Here is a 22567-nt window from a genome sequence, read left to right on the forward strand (position 1 = left end):
AACGCTTCGGCTAGGCGCATCACCCGCTTCATGCTTCCGCGTCGAAACACGCACCATCAAATCGCCCGCGTTCTATAGTGGCAAACGGTGTGTAGGTCTTCGCGACTTATGCGTTCCACTCCGGACTGAAAAGCACGATCGGTGTCGTAGGAGCGCTGAGGTGTGAAGCACTACGACCTGCACACAGTTTGCCACCTGGGCGGCGCAAACCATTCGCTGCCGCTGGCGGCGCTATGGGTGATTGAAGTGGGTGGGGCGCTCAATAAGAGCGTTGGCAACGGGCACTGAACGGCAAAACGCCGTGTGAAGCGGAGGAACTGCTGGGGGCCCTCAGGCAGGAACAAGCACGGGCGGTGTTAGCCCGCTTTCTTTGCTTACTTTCTTTGCGGCGGCAAAGAAAGTAAGTGCCGCCCCGCACAGGGGCAACGCGTGAAGAACCGATAACAAATCGCGGATGCCATCAAAACCGAAGCCAAACCCAAACCCAAACCCAAACCCAAACCCAAAACCAAAACCACAAAACAGCGCCCACGCACCATATATCCGTTAAGATACCGACCGCGCAAAAGCTTACATCTCTATACAATCTCGCACGCATACTGCAACCAGCTTGCAACCAGTCCGAAACCAGATTGCAAAGCGGTTAGCGTGCAATACAAAAGGCGGCAACCGACCGCCAAACTTTAAAACAAGGGACCGACACCCATGACCGACACAACCGTCTTCACTCCCTCCGACACCCGGCGCCGCATCTTCGCGATCGTCGGCGCTTCGTCGGGCAATCTCGTCGAGTGGTTCGATTTCTACGTCTACTCGTTCTGCGCACTGTATTTCGCGCCGGCATTTTTCCCCAAGGGCGATACGACCGCGCAGCTGCTCAATACGGCAGGTGTGTTCGCCGCAGGCTTCCTGATGCGCCCGATCGGCGGCTGGTTCTTCGGCCGTCTCGCCGACAAGCGCGGCCGGCGTTTCGCGATGATGGTCTCCGTGTTCATGATGTGCGGCGGCTCGCTCGTGATTGCCGTCGTGCCGACCTACGCGCAGATTGGCGCGCTCGCGCCCGCGCTGCTGTTGCTCGCGCGTCTCTTTCAGGGGCTGTCGGTGGGTGGCGAGTACGGCACCAGTGCGACCTACATGAGTGAAGTCGCGCTGAAGGGCCGCCGCGGTTTCTTCGCGTCGTTCCAGTACGTGACGCTTATCGGCGGCCAGCTGTTTGCGCTGCTGGTGCTCGTGATCCTGCAACAGGTGCTGACGACGGAAGAGCTGAAGGCCTGGGGCTGGCGCATTCCGTTCGTGGTCGGTGCATGTGCGGCACTGGTTGCGCTGTACCTGCGCCGCTCGCTCGACGAAACGACCACGGCCGAATCGCGTCAACGTAAGGAGGCGGGCACGCTGCGCGGCATGTGGCAACACAAGGGCGCGTTCTTCACGGTGCTCGGCTTCACGGCTGGCGGCTCGCTGATTTTCTACACGTTCACGACGTACATGCAGAAGTACCTCGTCAACACGGCTGGCATGCATGCGAAGACGGCGAGCAATGTGATGACGGCGGCGCTCTTCGTCTACATGATCATGCAGCCCGCATTCGGCGCGTTGTCGGATCGGATTGGCCGTCGGAAGTCGATGCTGTTTTTCGGCTTTTTCGCGACGGTTGGCACTGTGCCGTTGCTGCATGCGCTGAAGGATGTGACGAGCCCGGTGATGGCGTTCGTGCTGGTGGTGATTGCACTGGCCATCGTGAGCTTCTATACGTCGATCAGCGGCCTGATCAAGGCAGAGATGTTCCCGCCTGAAGTGCGCGCGCTCGGTGTGGGCCTGTCGTATGCAGTTGCGAACGCGATCTTCGGTGGCTCGGCGGAATATGTGGCGCTGTGGTTGAAGCAGGCGGGCAACGAGCCGCTGTTTTACTGGTATGTGACGGCGTTGTGCGCGATTGCTGGGCTTGTGTCGTTCCGGATGCGGGATCCGTCGAAGGAAGGGTATTTGCGTCACGAACCGTGATGTGAGGTTCTGTTTGCGCTGGCATCCGCGTGATGTTAGTGGTTCTTCAAGCGTTGCCCCTGTGCGGGGCGGCACCTACTTTTCTTTGCCGCGGCAAAGAAAAGTAGGCAAAAGAAAGCCGCTGAACACCGCTAACCCTTGTTCCCGCCTGAGGGCCCCCAACCGGTCCTCCGCTTCAAACGGCAACCTGCCATTCATTGTCCGTTGCCAGCGCTTCGAACTGGCTCATCACCCACTTCACACTCCCGCGTCGGCGCACACGTAGTCAAATTGCCCGCGTTCTATAGCGGCAAACTGTGTGTTGGCTTTCGCGCCGCACACGCATCACTCCGGACTGAAAAGCACGATCGGTGTCGTAGAAACGCTGACGCGTGGAGCACTACGACCTACACACAGTTTGCCACCTGGGCGGCATCAACCATTCGCTGCCGCTGGCTGCGCTACGGGTGATTGAAGTGGGTCAGGCGCCTGTTCGAGGCGCTGGCAAGGGGCGGTGACTGAGAAGTTGCCGTGTGAAGGAGAGGACCCGTTGGGGGCCCTCAGGCGATGGTCAAGAACGGGCGGTGTTAGCCCGCTTTCTTTGCTTACTTTCTTTGCGGCGGCAAAGAAAGTAAGTGCCGCCCCGCACAGGGGCAACGCTTGAAGAACCAATAACAAACCGCGGATGCCAGCGACAACAAAAGCAAACCGACCAGCATCGCAAGACAAGCCAAGGTAAGTTCCGCCCCGCACAGGGGCAACGCCTGCGCCGCGTAGGCGCTTCGCGGATGCCAACAGCGCGCAAAAAAATCATGGAAACCGCGGCGCCGAAGGCGGCAACCCACGCCCCTTCAACGCGATAACCGCCCGCAAGATCAACGACAGATGATAGTAAAAGCGAGCATCGAACCCATACGCATAAGCATACGGATGCTCCATCGCCACACGCAGCGCGGCAAGCGGCGCATGATTCTTCGCATACAGTGACACGACAATCGGCGCGAGCCTTCGCAACGCAAGCCGTCGAGCGGGTTCAAGCGACGCATCAAGCCTGAGCGCCGTCACGAACTCGAATGCCGTCAGCGTGGCGGCAACCGTCGACCCACGCGTGCTGTGCGAAATCGACACGTCCGTCTTGCGGTAATACGACACATAGCGATGCAGGTAATACACCTGCGACGCGGCAAGACATAACTCGGTGCCGAACACGTAATCGCAACACGTGCCGACGTCGTCACGATAGCTGATGTGCTTGACGAGATCGGCATTGGCCATCCAGCCGTTGTTCGGGAACATCTGCACGAGACCTGTGCGTCCCGGTTGCTTCTGCAAGCCTTGCGCTTGTGCCGTGCGATAGAAGTCCGCGTTGAGCGTCGCGCTTTTCACTGTGTCGACGTGGCCTTGCGCATCGACTTCATACTGGTCTGCGAACGCGACTTCGAGTTGCGGATGCTGCTGCCACAGCGCCAGCAAACTCGCGATGCCGTCGTGGACAAGATAGTCGTCGTCGTGAATCAGTGTGATCTTGTCACCGCTCGCGCGTGCAAACAGACTCGCGACGTTGCGCGCCTGACCGAGCGACGGTTCATTCCTGACGTAACGAATGCGCGCATCGTGCGCGTAACGCGCTTCGATCAGGCGCTGTGTGCGGTCGTCGGTCGAATCGTCGCCAATCAGGATTTCGACGTTCGCGTGTGTCTGCGCGAGACACGAGTCCAGACACTGGACGATCAGTTCAGGCCGGTTGTAGGTCGGCACGCAAATGGAAACCTTGCAGGATGTCGTCATCGTTTTCCGCTCGCTCCATTAACCAAAGGCAGCGATGCTTCACATTACGAAATCTTTCGCCGCAAACGGCAAGGTAGTTGAAGGGCACGGAAAAATAACCAGAAATAATTCAGTAAAAAATGCAGCGTGCGTCGTTCCGAACGGCAGACAATGCGCGAAGCGCGCCGAAAAAAAACCGGCGGCCCTGCAAAATGTGCAGGCCGCCGTATTTCTTGCTGCGAATGACCGCACTTGCGCGCGATTGCATCAAGCGAAATCCAACCTCTCTAGCCGACGGATGTTTCGCCTTCGCCGGATTTTTTACCCGGACGATCCGCCGGCGATTGCTTGCGATTTTCGTCATGCCGCTCGGGCATCTTGCTCTTTTCGTTGTCGCTATGAACCGGGTGCTTCGGGTGTTCGATGTCGCCGCCCGGGCCGGCCGCGGCCGACGTTTTCTGCTTGTCGCTATTCATGATCACTCCCTCAGGACATTGCCTGTCGATGATCGAGCAATTGCCGCTCCCGTCCCGTGATTGATAGACTCGCGGCAGGCATCAACCATTAAAACAGCCTGTCGGAGACAACTCATGAGCAAGATCGCGTTCCACGATTTCGATCGCCAGGTTCTGCAACGCCACGTGATTCGGGGCCATGTATACGAAAACGCCGCTGCGCTCGTCGATCGCGCGAATGCGTGGATCGAGGAAAACAAGGTCGACGTGATCAACGTCGAAAGTCTGTCGACGTTCGGTTCCGGCGACGACACCAGCGTGAGTCACTGGTATTCGGGCATTCGCGTCTGGTATCGGATCGAATAGTTTCGAATAGCGTCGCGGCGTTTTTTCGCTACTTGCCTGAGACCACCAGTTTCACCTTGCTTGCGCCCGCAGGCATCGCAGTGATCTGCGTGCGCGCCTCGCGCGGGCCGACGTAAAAATGCTGGCGCGCGGGCGAATTCACATCATGCGTGGCGTCGGGCAGGCATGACGCGATGTCGGCGGCGACCGCCTGTAACGCCGCTGTGCTCGATCCCACGCCACCGCTCGGCGTCCACGAGCACTCGTAGCTGCCTTTTGCAGCGCCGCATTGCGCGTCGTCGCCGTACGGCTGCGCGACGCCTTTGCCGTCGTCCGGCGTCAGTTGGGAAAAGCCCGTGGGCGCGGCCGCAACGATGCGCTTGAGCGCGGTGCAGGGGCTCGGTGCGTCGTCGGCGCGGGCCGGCAACGATATCAGCGTGGCGCTCGCGAGCGCGGTCAGCGTGACGATCATATGAATCGAATGGATACGGCGGGCGCGTCGGGTCGGGTGCATGTGCGTCTCCTAGGCAGGGATGGCCGCGCAAGCGTGTGCATGTGCAATGCACACGTGCCTGTTTGCGGCCGATCTACCCAGCTGGACTTGCAATGAGCGCGCCTGATCGCGCGCCGCATCGTGGCAACCAACGCCAAAGCGCTATGCCGTCACTTCGTGTTGTTCTTCGCGTTCCAGCGTGCGCGTGCGGCGCAGCTCCGGAAACAGCTTCATCCACAACAGCGCGATGGCAATCGTCGCGCATCCGCCGACCAGCACGGCGGGCTGCGCGCCCCACCAGCCGGCCGTCAGCCCCGACTCGAACTCGCCAAGCTGGTTCGACGTGCCGATAAACAGCGAATTGACTGCGCTCACACGGCCGAGCATTTCGTCGGGCGTGCGCAGTTGCACGAGCGAGAGCCGCACGACCACGCTGATCACATCCGACGCGCCAAGCGCCATCAACGCAAAGAACGACACGATGAACGAGTGCGACAGCCCGAACACGAGCGTCGCGATGCCGAACGCGATCACGCCGCCGAACATCGCGGCACCTGGCCGGTTACGCAGCGGAAAGTGCGCAAGCCAGATCGTGCCGCCAAGCGCGCCGACAGCGGAGGCCGAACGCAGCAGCCCGAGACCGAGCGGCCCGGCGTGCAGCACATCGCGCGCGAAGATCGGCAGCAGGGCGGTTGCGCCGCCAAATAACACCGCGAACAGATCGAGCGACAGTGCGCCGAGAATTACCGGCTGACTGCGGATGAACCGCACGCCCGAGAACACCGATTCGAGCGTGACGGGCGCGCGCGGCACGGGCTTCGTGCGTAGCGGAATCGTGCTGACAGCCGCGGAAGCGAGCGCGAACGACAGCGTGCACGCCAGATACGCGGCGCCCGGTCCAATGCCGTAGAGCAGGCCGCCGAGTGCAGGGCCGGCGATCTGCGCAGCCTGGTTCGCCGACGTGGCCCATGCCGTCGCCTGCGAAAGCTGCGCGCGCGGCACGACGCCGGGCAGCAGCGACGCGACGGCGGGCGACTCGAAGGCCCGCGCTGCGCCCACGCATGCGGCAAGCACGTAGATCACGGGCGCGCTGATCCAGCCGTCGAAGGTGCCCCACGCGAAGAGCGCCGCAGCCGTGCATTCGAGCCCCTGGCAAATCGCTGCAATGCGTCGCCGGTCGTAACGGTCGGCGACCTGGCCGACCACGAGGGTCAGCACGAACATCGGCAGGAATTGCGCGAGACCGACCAGGCCGAGTGCGAATGCGCTGTGCGTGAGCGCGTAGATGTGCCACCCCATCGCGACGGCGAGCATCTGAAACGACATCGACGACAGCACGCGGGTGCACCAGAAACGCTGGAATGGCGTCTGTCGAGGCAGGCTGATTTCGGGTTCGCGGACGGTGTCGTCGACGAGCTTGTCGAAGGTGTCGGCGGCGGTAGAGCGGGGGGACGGGTTGACCGGGTCGCTGGCGTCGGCGGATGGTTTTTTCATCGATAGATGGAGGGTCGTCCCATATAACGGGCCGGTTTCCGCGTGCAGCCTGCACGGTTGCGCCTGGATTGGTGCTCAGGCACCGCATTTGCACGCGCTTGGACGGAAATAGCTCAACGCAATCGCATGTGCTGTCGAGACATCGTTCGGGCCGCCAGTTTAGAGCAAGTCGCTTGCGCTTGCCGCGCCGTGGTAACAGGCGTTCCCGCGTGGTCCGTTACGCGACATTACGGCGATCGTTGTGCTTCCTCTTTTCAAACCATCGATACGAACCATGGATGATCTGCTCGCACGCGTTTTTCACCTGCAACCCTCGCTGCTCGTCACGCTCACGCAAGACCTGATGCATGCGGGTGTTGCGATCCTGATCCTGATTGCCGGATGGTGGCTGTCCAACCGGATCGGCGGATTTCTGTCGAAGGCCATGTCACGCACGCATGCCGACCCGACGCTCGCACCGATGATCAATGCAATCGGCACGTGGGCCGTGCGCGTGCTCGTGCTGTTTGCTGCACTCAGTGAAGTCGGGGTCGCAACAGCCAGCGTGCTGGCCGTGCTCGGCGCGGCCGGACTCGCGATCGGCCTCGCGCTGCAGGGGACACTGCAGAATATTGCAGCCGGCATTATGTTGCTGATGCTACGGCCATTTCGTGCCGGCGATGTGATCGAAGGATCGGGCGCGACCGCGGGCATCGTACGTGAAGTGGGGCTCTTCACGACACGCATCGAACGCAGCGACGGCAATGCTGTTTTTGTTCCGAACAGCCAGATCTGGAGCAATCCGGTGATCAATTACAGCAGCGGCGGCACGCAGCGCGTCGAGGTGGAAGTCGGGATTGCGCAGCGCAAGGACGTTGCGAGCGCGATCGAGGCGCTGAAGAAAATGGTTGCCGGCGACCCGCGCGTGCTGGGCGGCACGACGCTCGCACCCGTCGTGACGGCGGCCGATTACCAACGCGGCGGTGGCGCAGCCGTGCGGCTCGCTGTCTGGGTGAGCGGCGCGGACGCGCAGCTCGCCGCCGCCGACATGCGCGAGCGCGCGCGCACTGTACTCGAAGAAGCCGGCTGCAAGACCTCTGATGCGCCTCGCACGCACCGCGGGGAGCCCGCGCGCGTGCGTCAGTCGGAGACACCTTTCGCGTGATGCGTATCCGGCGGCGGCAGGCTCCTGCTTGCCGTCCGCCGATGTTCCCAGCATCCCCGTCTCGCGCTCAATGCACCGCTTGGCGCTCTGATTTGCCCATCTCTAATGCCTCTTCATGCACCCCGTGCGCCGTTATCGGGCGCAGGCAGTGCGCACACGAGCGTGCATTGTCTTAGTGACATGTTGCAAAGCCGCAATTCTCATAGGTGAAAACCCTAGTATTGAGATAAAATGCGAGCTTATAGGAAGAGATTGCCATGTCGCCCCGTTTTCAGATCTTCGAAAAAATTGCCTTTTCTCTCGTCGTGATGTCCGCTGTGCTGTGCTCCGGCTACATCGCGTGGGAAACGTCGCCTGGTTTCCAGGACGCCGTGCATGCGAGCGCCGCCGCAGTGCGCTGGAGCGGCGACTACTCGTTCATTTGCGCGTCGACGGCGACCAACGCCTGCGACCAGCTGCCCGTCGACTGACTCCTCGACCGCGAGCGCAATACGAAGCTGGCGCGCCTGTCGGCGCAGGCCAGCGAGCAGCGCCGCGTAATTTTCACCCCTTCCGTTGGACTTTTTTTCAAAGATCCAACCGGCCATCCGGCGTAAGCCGCGCCCCGTATCGAGCACGTATTGGGTATGCCGCTTGCTTTCAATATGCGGCTGGGCTTCATTCGTCGCCACTCGCCGCCACGGCATGAAGCCCGTTCCTTCGAAAACCGTCGTCGCCAACCCGTCGATCATCATGGTCGGCTCCCACGGTCTAGAACCATTCCGATGCACTGGAGCGCCACGCCATGACACCCGCCACGCTGTATGAAATGCAGATCCTGCAAACGGATATGCGCATGCTGCTCGCTGTCGACGACACTGCAATCGAGTTCTTCCCCGGCACGTCCACGAGTGGGGACATTTCCGGCAAACCGTACGCGGTACTGCACACCGATTCGCTCGCCACGCTCAGCAACTGGCGCGAAGCGATGCAGGCAGGCGGACGCCCGCATCGACTCGTCAACAATGTCTATGGCTACCGCCAGGAAGTCAACAATCCCGACTGGTAATGCCGTCGTCCCGACGCGCACCGCCGTTGACCCGCTGTTGACTGTGTGGCGCGCGTCGGGCCTGAACGCACCTTCTTCCGCTAGACGCGGCGCATGCTGACGATCCTGGTCACCGCCGTGGTCACGCTGGTCGTCGTGCTCGCGATCGCCAATCTGTCCACGGGCGAGAAGAAGATCGAGCACAAGATCGAGCGCCGGTACGGCAGTGACGATCCTCAGTTCATGCGCTCTATGGGTCTGCTGCTTGGGCCGCCCGTTTCGTCCGGAAACTGCTTCGACGTGCTCGTCAACGGCGACGAAATTTTTCCGTCGATGCTCGAAGGGATTGCCACCGCGCAGAAAACCATTACGTTTGAAACCTTCATCTACTGGTCCGGCGAGATCGGCGAACAGGTTGCGCGTGCGCTGTCGGAGAAGGCTCGCGCAGGCATTGCAGTGCATGTGCTGCTCGACTGGGTCGGCTCACAGAAGATGGAGACGCGCTACCTTGAGATGCTCAGAAGTGCAGGCGCAGAGGTGATCCAGTATCACAAGCCGCACTGGACGGGGCTCGGCCGCATGAACGATCGGACGCACCGCAAGCTGCTGGTGATCGACGGACGCATCGGCTTCACGGGCGGTGTCGGCATCGCACAGGAATGGACGGGGCATGCACAGGACGACAAGCACTGGCGTGACACCCATTTCCGCGTGACGGGCCCCGTGGTTGGCCATATGCAAGCCGTGTTCATGGACAACTGGATCAAGGCGACCGGCAATGTATTGCATGGGCCCGACTATTTTCCTGCAGCCGATGAAGCGGGTGACGGTCTCGCGCATATGTTCAGCAGCTCGCCCTCGGGCGGCAGCGACGACATGCAGTTGATGTATCTGATGGCGATCACGGCAGCAACGCGCTCGATCCATCTCGCCAGCGCCTACTTCGTGCCCGACAAGCTGACGATCAACGCGATCGTCGAGGCGGCGAAGCGGGGCGTCGACGTGCAGATCATCACACCGGGCAGACATATCGACACGCATACCGTGCGCGAAGCGTCGCGTGCATGCTGGGGGCCGTTGCTCGAAGCGGGCGTGCAGATGTTCGAGTATCAGCCGACGATGTTCCACGTCAAGCTGCTGGTCGTCGACGAATTTCTCGTTTCAGTCGGCTCGACCAACTTCGATTCGCGCTCGTTCAAGCTCAACGATGAAGCGAACCTCAACATCTACGACGCGACGTTTGCGCGCCGTCAGACGCAGATCTTCGCGGACGATCTCGCGAAATCGAAGCGCGTGACGCTCGACGACTGGAACGGGCGCCCCTGGACCGAAAAGCTTGTTGAGCGCGTGGTCGCGTTGCTCGACTCCCAGCTTTGACGTCCAACTGCGGATCGCTCAACGCGCAGCCTCGGTAGCCCGCATTGGCGGTGCGCGCTCGGGTGGATCGCCTGCCGGCGGTTCCTCGCTCGGCGGTGCGCGGTCCGGCTCGCGTCCGGGAATGGGCGGGGAACTGGGGTCGCGATCGGGATCGTCGTCAGGCGGCGGTGTCGGATCGGGTTCGATCTCGGGTGGCATCGGCGTGTGCAGGCGGATGCCCGTCTGAAAAGGTGAAAAAGGTGAAACGGGAGGGACAGGAAGCGCAGTCTGGTTCATCGCGTGGATATCTCGAGTGCAGTTCGACACATCGATCAAACCGCAATGCATGTGCCATCCGTCAGCGGCATCCGATTGCAGAGGTGTGAACGATAGTTCGGCAGGCACGATAATGCATCGCGCTAGAAGCGCTCGATCATCCCGACCTGCACGCCACGCACGGGTGCGCCAGGATAGGCGACGGGGATACCCGTCACATTCACACCGCGCAGCGTGAACGTGGCCTGTCCGCGGTTTTCGAGGTCGGCTGCGCTGAGATAGAGCAGCAGCGCCTTCGATACCTGATAGTCGAACGCGATGCTGAACTGGTCGGCATCGTTGTCGCCGCCGCTGCGGTCGCGTGCATGCGCATAGCCGACGGATGCACTCGCTTGTGGTGTGATCTGCCACAGTGCGGACACTGACAGTCCATCGTCGTGATAGCGCGGCGTTCCGCCGTCGCCATTGAAGTACGCGACGAATCCTGTGAGTGCTCCCCATTGATACGACGCGCCCGCGAAGTTCGCGCGCAACGCGCCGTCGCCATGCGTCTGCTGATGCGCGTACAACAGCTTCATCCCACCGAGCGCCCACTCGGCCGTCACGTAGTAGCCGCCGATGCCGTTACCGTCGCCGGGATCGCGCAGCGCCACCATGCCCGTCGCGCTGAAACCCGCAATGGTCGGCGACAGGTAAGCAAATGCGTTGTCGGTGTACGGCGTGATCTTCGACAGGTTGTTCAGGCCGGATGCAATGGTGCCGGCGCCGAACGCGTCGAGTTGTCCCTTGAACGGGATGTAGATGGGCGAATACTGACGCCCGACGCGTAGTTCGCCCCATCCGCCCTGTGCGCCGATCCATGCCTGCCGGTTGAAGATGCTGCCCGGTACCGAGAACGCTCCGCCTGCCGAATCGAAGCCGTTTTCGAGCGTGAAGACGAGGTTATTACCGTTGCCGAGCGGCTCGCTGCCGTGCAGGCCCAGGCGCGTGCCGCGATATGCGCCCGAGTCCATGCGTGCGACATAACCGCTACCGGGATTCGTCACTTCGATGCTGGTGTCGATCAGCCCATAGAGGGTGACAGAACCTTGCGCGCGGGCCTGCGACACGATGCCGAGCAGGCAGTACGCGGCAACGCGTGCTATCGCACGTCGTCGCGCACTGCGCGCAGGCAAACGGAAGGACAGCCGGCAAGACGTGTCGGACGTTTGCATCGGGTCAGGCGATTTTTATGAAGTCGTGGGAGCACAACGCGATCAACGACACGGCCGCATGCGAAGACAGCCAGTCACGCGCCCGATACTAACCGAACATCGCCGCCGCGATGTGCGCTACATGTTCGTGTAAGAACTGCACCAGCCGCCGCCCGCTACCTGCTTCGTGTCGAACAGTGTGCAACCGCCCCATGCGTCCGTCGGGTTGCCCTGGAACAGCGAGCAGTTGTTGCAGGTCTGTCCTGCCTTGTAATCGGGAAAGCGCTTCTTGTCGACTTTTGCGGCGACGATGACATAACCGACCGCTTGCGCGGCGGGATCGCTTTCGCTCAATTTGTCGTCGGCACGCGCGTCGCGGCTGGCGGCAAGTGCCGCACACAGGCCGACTGCGGAGCCGAGCCCTGCAACGATGAATTCACGCCGGGTTGTTGTCATGATCGTTCTCTTGTGGGCGAGGCGGTGAAGCAGACGCGATGGACGGAATCGGCCGCCGGTGATTGATGGCGACGAACACGGCCATCAGCAGCATGAACGCGAGCACGAGCAGGCTTGCGTTGATCAGCGCGCGTTGGTAGCCCAGTTCGCCGACGTCGATGAACGGGTAGGGATAGAAGTCCGAAAACGCACCGCGCACCATGGTCAGCGCGAGATAGCCGAGTGGATACACGAGCCACCACAGCAGATGGCGCAGCCTCAGATGAAAGCGCGGCACGAACAGCAGCCAGTAGAGCGCGACGAGCAGCGGCACGACGGTGTGCAGGCTTTCGTTGAGCAGCATGCGCCAGCCCGATGGCGTCCACAGATGCCGCAGCAGCAGGTTGTACGCGAACCCTACGAACACGATATAGCAGGTCACAGCCGTTATGACCGTGGGTCGGAGGAAGAACCGCACGAGAGGCGGACTGCAGCGCGTGCAGCAGGCGACGCAGGTAAAGCACACTGCGCAGGTGAAGATAGTCAGATTGGTGAGGTAACTCGTGAGCCGCTCGATGCCGTCCATCACGCCATAGCCGCGCGATAACATTCGATGCACGGTGACATCGATTTGCGCAGCGAACGCGAGCCATGAGATTAGGGCGATCGCCGCGGCTAATGTGATGGATGCTACGCTTGGCGCGTGCAGCGGGAATTCGGGTTCCCTTAGGCTGGGTTGCCGCGTGGCTGGGGACACGGGGGTTTTCATGGGTTGATTTTAGCCGGGTTTGGTTTGGTTTTGGTTTGCTGGTGTTTTCGCTGGCATCCGCGTTAGCGCCTACGCGGCGCAAGCGTTGCCCCTGTGCGGGGCGGCACTTACTTTCTTTGCCGCCGCAAAGAAAGTAAGCAAAGAAAGCGGGCTAACACCGCCCGCTCTTGACCACCGCCTGAGGGCCCCCAACGGGTCCTCCGCTTCACACGGCAACTTGCCTGGTTTGGTGCCCGTCGCCAACGCGTTGGCTAGACGCCTCACCCACTTCAAGCACCCGTAGCGCAGCCAGCGGCAGCGAATGGTTACGGCCGCCCAGGTGGCAAACTGTGTGTAGGTCGTAGTGCTTCACACCTCAGCGTTCTTACAACACCGACCGTGGTTTTCAGTCTGGAGTGATGCGTGTACGCCGCGACAGCCTACACACAGTTTGCCGCTATAGAACGTGGGAGATTTGATCGCGCGTGTGGCGACGCGGGAGTGTGAAGCGGGTGAGGCGCTCATTCAAAGCGTTGGCAGCGGGCATCGAGAAGGGCGACGCCGCATGAAGAAGAGGACCCGTTGGGGGCCCTCAGGCGGGAACAAGAACTGGCGGTGTTGAGCGGCTTTCTTTTGCCTACTTTTCTTTGCCGCGGCAAAGAAAAGTAGGTGCCGCCCCGCACAGGGGCGACGCCTGAAGCACGAAAGCAAATCGCGGATGCCGGCTCAAAGCAAAACCAAAACAAAAACAAAAATCATCAATCAGGAACGCAGGAAATCAGCCAACGACATCAGTGCCCATGCCCATCATGATCATCGTCATCATCACGACGACAAGCCTCGTCATGATCATGACCACTTTTGACCTCTCCCGGCAGACGCTGCGCGACATAATCAGGCAAATCAGCACTATCAATTGCAAAAACAAAAAACTGATTCGGATTCGCGATCCCCGCCGGATGATTCGTATCGGTGACCGTCGCGAGGAAGTCGTTGTCATTCGCGACATAGAGCGTGTGCTTCTTCACACCGTGCACCGTGACATCCGGCCCGAACGCGATGCCTTCGATCTTCGCGGGAATGTCGTTCGCGTTGTACCCGTACTTCGTCAACGCAGCGACGATATCCAGGAACAGCGTTTTCTTCACGGCATACGGCGCAAGACCACTTTCACCGCTCGCCTGGCTCACGTCCTGCGCGCCCGTCAGGTCGATGCGGTTGATCTGCTTGAACGCTGCCGTCGAATTGTCGCCAAGACCCTTGCCATCACGCTCGTCGACGAGCAGTTCGTGATCGTTGATCGCCAGCACGTCGCTGATGGTCGGGTACTTCGGCTTCGCTGCCGTGCCGATGTTCGTCAGCGGATACGCGTATTGCGTCGTGCGGCCCGAGCGGATGTCGATCTTCACGATGCGCGTGTATTGCGCATTGGTGCCGCCATCCTGAATCAGCGGGCTTTGCATCGCGCCGTACAGCGTGCTGCCGTCAGGTGAAATCGCAAGGCCTTCCATGCCCTTGTTCGCGACGCGGCCCGACGTGTTCATGCTGATCTCGTTGTCGCCCACAGGCGCGAGCGTCGACACGGCGAATGTGTCGGGCAGCTTGTACGTCGCGATGCGGCGGCCGCTCTTGCGATCGAAGCGATACACGTAAGGGCCGTACTCATCGGAGATGAACACGCTGTCGCCGTCGTTCGCAATGCGGATGCTCTCGGGATCGAAGCGGCCGTCGAGCGGATACGTCGACAGATGCGTCGGATCGAAGTTGTCCGAGCGGCCCGTGAGGTAGTTCGTGTGATTGTCGCGGTTCAGTTTCGGCGCGCCATTGGGCACGCCGTACGCGGCACCCGTGCCGTAGACGAGGCGGTCCGACGTGTGCAGCAGCGTCGTGTCGACGAGCTTCGGCGTCAGCGTGAACGGCAGTGAAGAACCTTTCGGCGCGTCTTTCAGATGCAGACGCAGCGTCTGGAAGCGGTTGATGTACGAGGCCGTATCGTCGATCGCCTTGTTGTACGAGATCGCGTTCGGGCCGCGATCGGGCACCGCGAGGAACGTATGGCAGCCCGCGTAGCCGAGGCCCGAACCGAGGCCGCCGAGCAGATTGCCGGGCGCACCGTTTTCGAGCTTGCCCGATGTCTCTTTCGACTTGTCGAGCAGATTGCCGTCGAGCTTGCCGATCGCGATCAGATCGACAGAAGCATGAGCGGCGGGGGCAGCGGCGAGGGCCGCGAGCGAAGCGACGGCACCGATCATGGTGCGGGTGAAGAGCGATAAGCGCAGCACAGGAATGTCCCTTGAACGGAGCAATGCAATGAAGGCGGCGCCGGGCGCGTACGGCAAAAGAAAGCAAACGGGCGACCGGGCGCAAGGTTTCTTACGCGATTTCTTACTTTTTATTGCCGGGGACCGATCTTGCGGGACATGTATGTCGGAAATGTGACGGCGCGTCTACGCGCAGCGCGCTGTGTGCGTCAGCACACATTCGCATGAGAAAACATCATCGCTACAGATGTATTCAGGCGTGCGCCGGATGAACGAGACTCAGCGCCGTTCGCTGATTTCGGGTGCGATCGCTGCATGATTGAGCAGCGCGACAAGCGACATGCCGCCCACGATGTTGCCCGCGAGCGTCGGCAGCAGAAAGCGGCCGAAGTAGTCGGCAAGCGACGCATCGCCCGCCAGCACCGCATAGGCCACCTCCGTCGATCCCGCGATGATGTGCGACAGCTTCGCCACGGCGACGACCCAGGTGATCAGCACCACCGTCAAAAGGCGTGCGGAGCGCGCGCTCGGCAACAGCCACACCATCAGCGCGATCAGCCAGCCGCCGAACACCGCGCGCATGAAGGTAGGAAAAGTGTCGACGGGACCGATGGCGGCCCGCGACGTTTCGTCGAGGGCGTCGACGACATCCGCTTCGAACACGCCCGGCAGGCGCAGCATCGCCGCGAAGATCCACGAGCTGACCACGTTGCAGCACAGCACGACGACCCACAACCGCAGTGCCTTCAGAAAACAGTCCAGCTCGCGCCGCGTGAGCACGGGCAGCACGACCGTCAGCGTGCTTTCGCTGAACAATTGCTGGCGCCCCATGATGACGAGCACGAAGCCCGTCGTGTATCCGAAGCTCGACACCAGATGACGCCACTGCGTGTCCGGCAGGCCGGCCTGGAGAACGGCTGTCGTGAGAAACGAGAAGCCCATCGACAGTCCCGCTGCGAGCGACGACCACATGAGCGCGATCACCGTGCGTTCGAGCGCCGCTTCGCCTTCTTCTCGCACGATCTCATGCAGCATCAGCGCGTGTGGCGCGGTGTGCTGCGCGGCCTGATCTTTTTCGCCTTCGTCCAGATGCGGCGATTCGGCGCCGGCCTTTTCGGGCCGATCAACGGAACTGGTGCGAACGGTCGTTTCTCGCTGTCGTTCTTCGGCGTTGCTGTCTTGGCTCATGGGACACCCGATCATCTGCGATGCATGCGCGCATCGCGTAGCGTTTCGCAAATTTGGTGCCTGACAAGGCCCACACGTGATCGCTTTCGTCGGACCAGAGCGTTTCTAGCGACATCAAGTGCCGTGCTACGATGAACCTGACCGTCATCTGCAAACCGAGACCCAACGCGACATGACCCTTTACGCGAAGCTTGGCGTGTCTCAAGACGCCACCTGGGAAGAGATCAAACGGGCGTACCGGAAGGCCGCGATGAAGTGGCATCCCGATCGCAATGTCGGACAGGAAGATGTCGCGCGCGCAGCGTTCCAGGAGATCAAGGATGCATACGCAATCCTCTCCGACGAAACCCAGCGCAAGGTGTACGACACCGTCTATGAGCAGGAAATGCGTCGATGGGAAGCGCTTGAAAAGCGCCAGAAGGAAGTCGAGGCGGCACTAGCGCGCAAGGCACAGGCTGCCGCCGAGGCGAAGTACACGCAGATGGTGGGTGTGGCCATGCGCTACGCCGGTGAAGGTTATAACCGCGACGTGCTGTTCGGCGTGCTGCTCGGTCGCGAGTGCGACGCCGACATGGCGCAGCGCATCGCCGACAGCGTGTGGGCGTTGCAGGAGTCGCGGCGCGCGGCGCAGTCGGCCGAATCCGTCGATGCGCAGGCGGCTGCGGCGGCAGAGTCCGAATCCGTTACGCAAGACGCGCTTTCGCAGGCGCAGCCCGCAGCGGCGTCGAAACACGACAAGCCCGCGCAGGAGCAGCGTACTCCGGGTGTCTTCGATTCGCTGTGGCAGGGCTTCTTCGGCCTTCGCTCGTAGCGCCCGGCCAATTCACGATTACCGCTTCACATCGCGCGCCAGCCGTTAAGGTGCGCGAGACTTATGCATGGACATGTTTCGATGAAAGACGCTTTTGAACGACGCGCGCTGCTGCTGCATCTGGGCGACGCATTGCAGGCCATCTCCGCGGCGCTTGCCGCCGATGCAAAACATCACACGCTGCATCATCTGCTGAACGCGCATGCGGAGCTTGGCGCGCATGAATGGCTTGCGGCGGTATCGGCGAAGATGAAGACGACTGAGTTCGCTAAACGCGCGAGCGCGTCGTTCGAGAAATGGCCCGTGCGGCTGCTCGATGAACAGGTCGACTACAGCGCGCTCGCGCTAGCGGTGCAAGACAATCTGTTTGCGGATAATCCCTCGGGATGGCGAGCCTACATCGACGCGATGAAGCGCGAAGTCGAATGGTTCGGCGACGGGTTGCCTTTTGCAGAAGCGGCAGAAGAGCTGGCCCAGATGCCGAAGCTCGAAGTTGAATCGGCGCAAGCCCCGAATGATGTCGACACGCCCACGGCTGATGCCGACATCGAGCGCGTGGACGAGGTTGGCGATCAGTCACGCGAGAGCGTCGAGAGCGACGGGCGCCTGTATCCTTCGTGGCCCTGGAAGCCTGGCGTGTGACGCCACAGAAACGACATCGCCTCGCGGCAGCCGGAAGTGATCCGGCCACGGCGAGGCGATGGAACATCACGCGTTCAACGTTGCAACGCGCGACGAGTCCCGATCAATACCCCCAGCGTTGACGCTCGCGCCACTCGTGCTCACGCCAAGCCTGATGGCGGCGCCATTCGCGTTCGCGCCACTCATGTTCACGCCATTCCCGACGCGCGCGCCAGTCATCGCCATAGCCGACGGCAACGGGGGCAGGAGCAGCGTACACAGGTTGAGCGGGCACCACTACACCCGGCACGCCTAAACCGACGGCCACGTCGACATGTGCCGAAGCCGCAGCCGAAGCGGCCAGCATTGCTACACCAATAGCTGCACCAAGCATCATCTTCTTCATTTTTGCTCCCTGCGCATGGATGCGCGTGACTGAGGTACGGCTTCAGTCTAGGGGCGCCTGTTCGACACAGGTGCTACAGCGTTGCGATAAAAGTAACTCAGGGTAACAACGCCCGGCGCAGCGGTGCTCACGCCGCGCACAGCCTCGGCACGCAATGGAACTGTCGATCGAAGTAGATGAGGCTGTCACCGTCGGCGCACACACGGATCTGTACGGCTTCAACGAACATCACCGAGTGCGAGCCCACCTCCTTCAACTCGACGATCGTTCCCTGCAGGCTCGCGAGCGCATCGCGCAGCACGGGCACGCCATGCAGGCCCTCGTCCCACACCGGCAAGGTGAAGCGTGCGTCCATCGGCAGTTGCGTGAGACCGGCGAAGTGCCGCGCGAGCAGTTCGTGATGGGCTGGCAGCACGTTGATGCATACGTTGCGGTTGCTTTCGAATACGGCATGCATCGCGCTCGAACGGTTCATGCAGACGAGCAGCGTGGGCGGCGCGTCGGTCACGGAGCAGACCGCGCTCGCGGTAATGCCGCAGCGCCCTGATGGGCCGGAGGTCGTGATGACATTGACGGCGGCACCCAGATGCGCCATTGCCTGGCGGAACTGCTTGCGCGCGTCGTCCGGGTCGAGCATGGTCGGGCGTTGAGAATCGGACGTAGTGGACATAGCGGACATGAGCGTGGCTTCCTGCATGGGGTTCGCTGCGAATCGACCGTTCACCCGCGATGGTTGTGCGCGCGACGATCACATGCATCAAGCGTACGGCACGTGCCGCACGAAAAAAATCCGCGCGAGCGGCACGCGTGCTGGCGAGCTTCCCGAGTCGACTAAAGGTTTTACCAGGTTGCGTAAGACACGCATTTCCGCATCGGGCCCAGCCATGCGAAAAAGCCTGCAAAGAAGGCTTTTCACGCGAATTTGCGCTGGTTATGATGGGACTTCACAAAATCACACAGGCAACGCGCAGAGACAGCCGCACCCCATACGGCGCGCGTGGCCAACAGGTTCCACATATGAGTCCAGCCAGCAAGGTCCCGCCCACCGCACCGCCCGCGCCCGTCGTATATATCGTCGACGACGACAACGGCATGCGCACGTCGCTCGCGTGGCTGCTGGAGTCGGTGGGCGTGAAGTCGGAAGGGTTCGCGAACGCCGCAGACTTCCTGAAGGCCTTCGACGCCAACACGCCCGCGTGTCTCGTGCTCGACGTTCGCATGCCCGAGACGAGTGGTTTCGACGTGCAGGCGGAGCTCAACGCGCGCGGCGCAACCTTGCCGATCATCTTCGTGAGCGGGCACGGCGATATACCTATGTCGGTGCGTGCGCTGCAGAACGGCGCGATCGATTTCGTCGAGAAGCCGTACAACTCGCAGCAGATGCTCGAACGCATCCAGCGTGCGATGAAACTTGCGACGCAACGGCATGCGGCCGACCAGAAGCACCGCGAGTTGCGTCAACGGATCGAATCGCTGACGGCACGGGAAAAGGAAGTGCTGCGCGGCGTGCTGGACGGCAAGGGCAGTAAGCGCATTGCGTCGGATCTGTCGATCAGCGTGAAGACGGTCGACGTGCATCGCGCAAGCATCAAGGACAAACTCGGCGCGTCGTCGATCGCGACGCTGGTGCGCGATGTGATGGCCGTCTGGAGTCCCGGCGAGGGCCGTGAGTAAAACCTGCCGGCGCGACTTGACAGCCTGAACGTCGCGCCGGTTTCAGCCTGCGCATCAGCGCATATAAAGCCCGCCATTCACATCCCAGCAGGCGCCGTTGGCAAAATACGCATCGCCCGATGCGAGCAGCAACGCGACCTGCGCAACATAATCCGCCGACCCGAGACGCCCGACGGGAATGCTCGAGATCACCTTGTCGAGTTTGTCGGCGGGCACGCTTTCGTGAACGATAGGCAGATCGAGCGGCCCCGGCGAAATGGCGTTGACGGTCACGCCACGCGCCGCGAGATCGCGCGCGAACACCTTGGTCAATGTGATCGCACCGCCTTTTGCCGCTGCATAGTGCGCGCCCGTCGCCGAGCCGCCGTTCTGCCCCGCGAGCGAGGCGATATTGACGATGCGTCCCACGCCGCGATCGGCGAAGTACTGGCCGAACACCTGGCAGCCGAACAGCACGCTGCGCAGGTTGATGTCCATGACCTGATCGAACTGCTCGGCGCTAATCTCCATCACGGGCACTACCTTGGAAGCGCCCGCGTTGTTGACGAGCACATCGACCCGGCCCCAGCGGGCGATCAACGTATCGCGTGCGGCCTCGAAGTCTTCCTTGCGCGTCACGTCGAGGGCGATTGCGCACGCGGTGTCGTGATCCGCGCTGAGTTCAGTGGCGAGCGCGTTCGCGGCATCGAATGCGATATCGGCCAGCGCGACCTTGTAACCCGCGCTGTGAAAATGCTTCGCGACGACGGCGCCCAATCCGCGCGCCGCGCCCGTCACGATGACGACTCTGTTCGACATGTGTACCAGTTCCTTCGGATCTCAAGAGGCGGCGAGCGCAGCTTCGAAGTGCGCAGCGACGGCGCAGACCTGTTCGTCCGCGCCTTTGCGTCCGACGATCTGCAAGCCTGCTTTCACGTGCGACCCTTCGATTGGGATCGGCAAGCTCAGCGCGGGATGCCCGCTCAGATTGAACGGGCGGATTAGCGACGACATCGTGAGCACGGGTGTGCCGTTACGCGCGGCCTCAACCGTGATCGGCAGTGTGGGCAGAGTAGGCAGCACCAGTACGTCGACGCTTTCGAGTGCCTGATCTACAACCGCGGTGAAAGCGCGCCGTGCGCGTTCGGCCGTGTCGAGTTGCGCCTGGGTTGTTTGCACCGCGACGCGCAGTCGTGCGTCGATATCCGCACCGAGCTTGCCCGTCTCGACGAGATGCGCGAATTCGCGCGCCGTTTCGACGTTGATGACGGCGAGGCCCGCTTCGAAGGCTTCTTTCAGACCATCCAGTTCGATCACACGCGACGCAAGCCCCGAAATCTGCACAGCGCGCTCCACGCCTTGTCGAATGGCCGCGTCGGCATCGGCAGAAACGATCGCAACGTTTGCATGTGCGCTGGCGCGTTTCGCTACGTTCGTATCGAACGCAGGCGCGATGGCGGCCATGGCAGCGACGAGCGTTGCGATATCGCGTGTGAACGGACCGACGCAATCGAGCGTGGATTCACGCGGCACGGCGCCTTTGCGCGAGACGCGCCCAAACGTCGGCTTGAGTCCGACCACGCCGCAACACGCGGCCGGTCCGCGAATCGAGCCGCCCGTGTCGGTGCCGAGCGCGGCATCCACAAGCTTCAATCCGACTGCCGAAGCCGACCCGCTCGACGAGCCGCCCGGAATGCGCGCGGCGTCCTGCGGATTGACGGGCGTGCCCGTGTAGTCGTTGATGCCTGTCATGCCGAACGCGAGCTCGTGCATGTTGGTCTTGCCCGTAATGCGCCAGCCCGCATCGAGCAGACGCTGGACGACTTCCGCGTGCGCGGCGGCGGGCGGCGCATCGGCGAGCGAGCGGCTTGCGCCCGTGGTCGGATAACCCGCCACGTCGATCGAATCCTTGATCGCAATGGTCGGGCCTTGCGCGGCAGGGTCCTTGCTCAGCGCGAATTCGCTGATGAATGCAGTCATGATGTCGTGTCCTTGCGAGCGTTGACTTGCCAGGGCGCATCGAAGAGGCGCTCGGTGCGAAAGTGCTGGATCAGCCAGTTGCGGCCGTTCTGCGCGGGCACGAAGTCGATCTCGAGCCGTGCGGCAATCAGTTCGGCTCGCGCATCGACGTAGCCCGATGCCTGCAGCATGATCCAGCGGCCTTTCGCACGCGCGCCGTCGACCTCGATCGTTTCCGACGTCAGAAAGTGTACGTTGGTCGCGAAGTGCGGCACGGGCGGCAGATAACGCTGCAGCATGGCAAGAATAGCGTCATGTCCCTGAAGACGCCCGAATTTCTGCGTGTACTGCGGGCCGATGCCTTCCCAGATTGCATCCTGCGTGAACAGTGCGGCAAGCGTTTCGCCGTCGAGCGCGCCCGACGGCACGTCGCATAGCGCCATATAGCGCGCAACGGTCTTGCGCACGGCGTTTTCGGCTTCGAGAGACGCGATGCGGGCCAGCAAGGCTTCAATCGTGTCCGAGGTGTGCGGGATCGTGCTCATCGCTCAGGACGCGTTCTGAACGGCAGGCGGCACCGTCAATGCACGCCCGACGCGCGCCTCGATCTTGCCGTAGCGCCACAGGTTGTATTCGCCCACGGGCGTCGTGCGATACAGATTGCACACTGCCACAGCCGTGTCGAAATCGGCGACGTCGGCCATGATGTAGAACGTCCACGGCGCGCCATCCGACTTGCCGACCACCAGCCGGTCGTCGTCCATCACGCCGAGCACGCGCACGTTGTCCATTGCTTCGACGGCCGCGAGCATCGTGCCGTAGGCCTGCCAGACTTCACCGATCTGCTCGCGCGGCAAGTCGAAGAAATTCTGCGTGACGCCGCAGCAGAACAGCACACGCAACGGCAACGAACGATTGTCAGTCATGAAACGAAACTCCCTTGAAAACAGATATC

The 22567-nt window shown here is 61.8% G+C and carries 26 protein-coding genes; 9 read left to right on the forward strand and 17 right to left on the reverse strand.

Going from position 1 to position 22567, the window contains the following annotated elements; translation table 11 throughout:
- Window positions 1-162: 162 nt before the first annotated feature.
- Window positions 163-288, forward strand: a complete 126-nt coding sequence (locus tag G3O01_RS45595) for a hypothetical protein (protein ID WP_277403056.1) — start codon at window positions 163-165, stop codon at window positions 286-288.
- 417 nt (window positions 289-705) lie between these two features.
- A complete protein-coding gene (locus G3O01_RS28475; RefSeq protein ID WP_205809930.1) occupies window positions 706-2001 on the forward strand; it encodes an MFS family transporter in 1296 nt (431 codons plus the stop codon).
- A 789-nt stretch (window positions 2002-2790) separates the two neighbouring features.
- Here G3O01_RS28475 and G3O01_RS28480 read toward each other — a convergent pair.
- Together G3O01_RS28480 and G3O01_RS28485 are read right to left on the reverse strand one after the other, a co-directional pair.
- Window positions 2791-3768: a glycosyltransferase family 2 protein gene (locus G3O01_RS28480; RefSeq protein ID WP_205809931.1), complete on the reverse strand. Its 978-nt coding sequence runs from the start codon at window positions 3766-3768 to the stop codon at window positions 2791-2793.
- Window positions 3769-4034: 266 nt separating this feature from the next.
- The gene (locus G3O01_RS28485; RefSeq protein WP_205809932.1) at window positions 4035-4223 is read right to left on the reverse strand and encodes a hypothetical protein; all 189 of its coding nucleotides are present in this window, start codon (window positions 4221-4223) and stop codon (window positions 4035-4037) included.
- A gap of 114 nt (window positions 4224-4337) precedes the next feature.
- Between G3O01_RS28485 and G3O01_RS28490 the strand changes: the two genes are divergently transcribed.
- Window positions 4338-4568, forward strand: a complete 231-nt coding sequence (locus G3O01_RS28490) for a hypothetical protein (protein WP_205809933.1) — start codon at window positions 4338-4340, stop codon at window positions 4566-4568.
- 28 nt (window positions 4569-4596) lie between these two features.
- Here the strand turns inward: G3O01_RS28490 and G3O01_RS28495 are convergent, their stop codons facing one another.
- Both G3O01_RS28495 and G3O01_RS28500 read right to left on the reverse strand, forming a co-directional pair.
- Window positions 4597-5061 (reverse strand): hypothetical protein, encoded by a 465-nt coding sequence (locus G3O01_RS28495; RefSeq protein ID WP_205809934.1) that lies wholly within the window; start codon window positions 5059-5061, stop codon window positions 4597-4599.
- 141 nt (window positions 5062-5202) lie between these two features.
- A complete protein-coding gene (locus G3O01_RS28500; RefSeq protein WP_241024322.1) occupies window positions 5203-6534 on the reverse strand; it encodes an MFS transporter in 1332 nt (443 codons plus the stop codon).
- A 274-nt stretch (window positions 6535-6808) separates the two neighbouring features.
- On the opposite strand from G3O01_RS28500, the gene G3O01_RS28505 reads away from it, so the two are divergent.
- Window positions 6809-7678: a mechanosensitive ion channel family protein gene (locus G3O01_RS28505; protein ID WP_205809935.1), complete on the forward strand. Its 870-nt coding sequence runs from the start codon at window positions 6809-6811 to the stop codon at window positions 7676-7678.
- A gap of 239 nt (window positions 7679-7917) precedes the next feature.
- Here the strand turns inward: G3O01_RS28505 and G3O01_RS28510 are convergent, their stop codons facing one another.
- Window positions 7918-8412: a hypothetical protein gene (locus G3O01_RS28510; protein ID WP_205809936.1), complete on the reverse strand. Its 495-nt coding sequence runs from the start codon at window positions 8410-8412 to the stop codon at window positions 7918-7920.
- Window positions 8413-8462: 50 nt separating this feature from the next.
- On the opposite strand from G3O01_RS28510, the gene G3O01_RS28515 reads away from it, so the two are divergent.
- Together G3O01_RS28515 and cls are read left to right on the forward strand one after the other, a co-directional pair.
- Window positions 8463-8726, forward strand: a complete 264-nt coding sequence (locus G3O01_RS28515; RefSeq protein WP_205809937.1) for a hypothetical protein — start codon at window positions 8463-8465, stop codon at window positions 8724-8726.
- A gap of 93 nt (window positions 8727-8819) precedes the next feature.
- The gene (gene cls, locus G3O01_RS28520) at window positions 8820-10082 is read left to right on the forward strand and encodes a cardiolipin synthase (RefSeq protein ID WP_205809938.1); all 1263 of its coding nucleotides are present in this window, start codon (window positions 8820-8822) and stop codon (window positions 10080-10082) included.
- An 18-nt stretch (window positions 10083-10100) separates the two neighbouring features.
- Here cls and G3O01_RS28525 read toward each other — a convergent pair whose 3' ends face one another.
- The 6 genes from G3O01_RS28525 to G3O01_RS28550 all read right to left on the reverse strand — a co-directional run bounded on the left by G3O01_RS28525 (window position 10101) and on the right by G3O01_RS28550 (window position 16162).
- The gene (locus tag G3O01_RS28525; RefSeq protein WP_205809939.1) at window positions 10101-10358 is read right to left on the reverse strand and encodes a hypothetical protein; all 258 of its coding nucleotides are present in this window, start codon (window positions 10356-10358) and stop codon (window positions 10101-10103) included.
- A gap of 122 nt (window positions 10359-10480) precedes the next feature.
- On the reverse strand, window positions 10481-11551 hold the full coding sequence (locus G3O01_RS28530; RefSeq protein WP_205809940.1) for a porin: 1071 nt from the start codon (window positions 11549-11551) through the stop codon (window positions 10481-10483).
- Between the two features lie 117 nt (window positions 11552-11668).
- Window positions 11669-11986 (reverse strand): high-potential iron-sulfur protein, encoded by a 318-nt coding sequence (locus tag G3O01_RS28535; protein WP_205809941.1) that lies wholly within the window; start codon window positions 11984-11986, stop codon window positions 11669-11671.
- Window positions 11967-12734, reverse strand: a complete 768-nt coding sequence (locus G3O01_RS28540) for a Pr6Pr family membrane protein (protein WP_205809942.1) — start codon at window positions 12732-12734, stop codon at window positions 11967-11969. The genes G3O01_RS28535 and G3O01_RS28540 overlap by 20 nt, the downstream gene beginning before the upstream one ends.
- Before the next feature lie 770 nt (window positions 12735-13504).
- Window positions 13505-14965, reverse strand: coding sequence for an esterase-like activity of phytase family protein (locus G3O01_RS28545; protein WP_205809967.1), 1461 nt, complete (start codon window positions 14963-14965; stop codon window positions 13505-13507).
- A gap of 288 nt (window positions 14966-15253) precedes the next feature.
- Window positions 15254-16162 (reverse strand): formate/nitrite transporter family protein, encoded by a 909-nt coding sequence (locus G3O01_RS28550; RefSeq protein WP_205809943.1) that lies wholly within the window; start codon window positions 16160-16162, stop codon window positions 15254-15256.
- A gap of 172 nt (window positions 16163-16334) precedes the next feature.
- Here G3O01_RS28550 and G3O01_RS28555 point away from each other — a divergent pair, with 172 nt between their 5' ends.
- Both G3O01_RS28555 and G3O01_RS28560 read left to right on the forward strand, forming a co-directional pair.
- Entirely contained in the window at window positions 16335-16973 is a 639-nt protein-coding gene (locus G3O01_RS28555) for a J domain-containing protein (RefSeq protein ID WP_205809944.1), read from the forward strand.
- Between the two features lie 81 nt (window positions 16974-17054).
- On the forward strand, window positions 17055-17615 hold the full coding sequence (locus G3O01_RS28560; RefSeq protein WP_205809945.1) for a hypothetical protein: 561 nt from the start codon (window positions 17055-17057) through the stop codon (window positions 17613-17615).
- 103 nt (window positions 17616-17718) lie between these two features.
- Here G3O01_RS28560 and G3O01_RS28565 read toward each other — a convergent pair whose 3' ends face one another.
- Together G3O01_RS28565 and hpaC are read right to left on the reverse strand one after the other, a co-directional pair.
- Window positions 17719-18000 (reverse strand): hypothetical protein, encoded by a 282-nt coding sequence (locus G3O01_RS28565; protein WP_205809946.1) that lies wholly within the window; start codon window positions 17998-18000, stop codon window positions 17719-17721.
- A 127-nt stretch (window positions 18001-18127) separates the two neighbouring features.
- A complete protein-coding gene (gene hpaC / locus G3O01_RS28570) occupies window positions 18128-18670 on the reverse strand; it encodes a 4-hydroxyphenylacetate 3-monooxygenase, reductase component (protein ID WP_205809968.1) in 543 nt (180 codons plus the stop codon).
- A 347-nt stretch (window positions 18671-19017) separates the two neighbouring features.
- Here hpaC and G3O01_RS28575 point away from each other — a divergent pair, with 347 nt between their 5' ends.
- A complete protein-coding gene (locus tag G3O01_RS28575) occupies window positions 19018-19674 on the forward strand; it encodes a response regulator (RefSeq protein ID WP_205809947.1) in 657 nt (218 codons plus the stop codon).
- 54 nt (window positions 19675-19728) lie between these two features.
- On the opposite strand, the gene G3O01_RS28580 is transcribed toward G3O01_RS28575, so the two are convergent.
- The 4 genes from G3O01_RS28580 to G3O01_RS28595 are packed head-to-tail and all read right to left on the reverse strand — an operon-like array spanning window position 19729 to window position 22538.
- Window positions 19729-20472: an SDR family oxidoreductase gene (locus G3O01_RS28580; RefSeq protein WP_205809948.1), complete on the reverse strand. Its 744-nt coding sequence runs from the start codon at window positions 20470-20472 to the stop codon at window positions 19729-19731.
- Between the two features lie 21 nt (window positions 20473-20493).
- Complete coding sequence (locus G3O01_RS28585; RefSeq protein WP_205809949.1) at window positions 20494-21633, reverse strand: amidase; 1140 nt, start codon at window positions 21631-21633, stop codon at window positions 20494-20496.
- Entirely contained in the window at window positions 21630-22157 is a 528-nt protein-coding gene (locus tag G3O01_RS28590) for a nuclear transport factor 2 family protein (protein WP_205809950.1), read from the reverse strand. Before G3O01_RS28590 ends, G3O01_RS28585 begins: the two co-directional genes overlap by 4 nt.
- Before the next feature lie 3 nt (window positions 22158-22160).
- A complete protein-coding gene (locus G3O01_RS28595; protein ID WP_205809951.1) occupies window positions 22161-22538 on the reverse strand; it encodes a hypothetical protein in 378 nt (125 codons plus the stop codon).
- Window positions 22539-22567 lie beyond the last annotated feature (29 nt).

The organism is Burkholderia sp. Ac-20365, assembly GCF_017104715.1.
Lineage (GTDB): Bacteria > Pseudomonadota > Gammaproteobacteria > Burkholderiales > Burkholderiaceae > Paraburkholderia.

Coding starts and splice junctions, on each gene's coding strand:
- cls (WP_205809938.1), top strand. CDS start 8,820: ATGCTGACGATCCTGGTCACCGCCGTGGTCACGCTGGTCGTCGTGCTC.
- G3O01_RS28550 (WP_205809943.1), bottom strand. CDS start 16,162: ATGAGCCAAGACAGCAACGCCGAAGAACGACAGCGAGAAACGACCGTT.
- G3O01_RS28525 (WP_205809939.1), bottom strand. CDS start 10,358: ATGAACCAGACTGCGCTTCCTGTCCCTCCCGTTTCACCTTTTTCACCT.
- G3O01_RS28475 (WP_205809930.1), top strand. CDS start 706: ATGACCGACACAACCGTCTTCACTCCCTCCGACACCCGGCGCCGCATC.
- G3O01_RS28500 (WP_241024322.1), bottom strand. CDS start 6,534: ATGAAAAAACCATCCGCCGACGCCAGCGACCCGGTCAACCCGTCCCCC.
- G3O01_RS28530 (WP_205809940.1), bottom strand. CDS start 11,551: ATGCAAACGTCCGACACGTCTTGCCGGCTGTCCTTCCGTTTGCCTGCG.
- G3O01_RS28560 (WP_205809945.1), top strand. CDS start 17,055: ATGAAAGACGCTTTTGAACGACGCGCGCTGCTGCTGCATCTGGGCGAC.
- G3O01_RS28545 (WP_205809967.1), bottom strand. CDS start 14,965: ATGATCGGTGCCGTCGCTTCGCTCGCGGCCCTCGCCGCTGCCCCCGCC.
- G3O01_RS28535 (WP_205809941.1), bottom strand. CDS start 11,986: ATGACAACAACCCGGCGTGAATTCATCGTTGCAGGGCTCGGCTCCGCA.
- G3O01_RS28540 (WP_205809942.1), bottom strand. CDS start 12,734: ATGAAAACCCCCGTGTCCCCAGCCACGCGGCAACCCAGCCTAAGGGAA.
- G3O01_RS28555 (WP_205809944.1), top strand. CDS start 16,335: ATGACCCTTTACGCGAAGCTTGGCGTGTCTCAAGACGCCACCTGGGAA.
- G3O01_RS28590 (WP_205809950.1), bottom strand. CDS start 22,157: ATGAGCACGATCCCGCACACCTCGGACACGATTGAAGCCTTGCTGGCC.
- hpaC (WP_205809968.1), bottom strand. CDS start 18,670: ATGTCCACTACGTCCGATTCTCAACGCCCGACCATGCTCGACCCGGAC.
- G3O01_RS28485 (WP_205809932.1), bottom strand. CDS start 4,223: ATGAATAGCGACAAGCAGAAAACGTCGGCCGCGGCCGGCCCGGGCGGC.
- G3O01_RS28495 (WP_205809934.1), bottom strand. CDS start 5,061: ATGCACCCGACCCGACGCGCCCGCCGTATCCATTCGATTCATATGATC.
- G3O01_RS28575 (WP_205809947.1), top strand. CDS start 19,018: ATGAGTCCAGCCAGCAAGGTCCCGCCCACCGCACCGCCCGCGCCCGTC.
- G3O01_RS28580 (WP_205809948.1), bottom strand. CDS start 20,472: ATGTCGAACAGAGTCGTCATCGTGACGGGCGCGGCGCGCGGATTGGGC.
- G3O01_RS28490 (WP_205809933.1), top strand. CDS start 4,338: ATGAGCAAGATCGCGTTCCACGATTTCGATCGCCAGGTTCTGCAACGC.
- G3O01_RS28505 (WP_205809935.1), top strand. CDS start 6,809: ATGGATGATCTGCTCGCACGCGTTTTTCACCTGCAACCCTCGCTGCTC.
- G3O01_RS28480 (WP_205809931.1), bottom strand. CDS start 3,768: ATGACGACATCCTGCAAGGTTTCCATTTGCGTGCCGACCTACAACCGG.
- G3O01_RS28585 (WP_205809949.1), bottom strand. CDS start 21,633: ATGACTGCATTCATCAGCGAATTCGCGCTGAGCAAGGACCCTGCCGCG.
- G3O01_RS28515 (WP_205809937.1), top strand. CDS start 8,463: ATGACACCCGCCACGCTGTATGAAATGCAGATCCTGCAAACGGATATG.
- G3O01_RS28565 (WP_205809946.1), bottom strand. CDS start 18,000: ATGAAGAAGATGATGCTTGGTGCAGCTATTGGTGTAGCAATGCTGGCC.
- G3O01_RS28510 (WP_205809936.1), bottom strand. CDS start 8,412: ATGATGATCGACGGGTTGGCGACGACGGTTTTCGAAGGAACGGGCTTC.
- G3O01_RS28595 (WP_205809951.1), bottom strand. CDS start 22,538: ATGACTGACAATCGTTCGTTGCCGTTGCGTGTGCTGTTCTGCTGCGGC.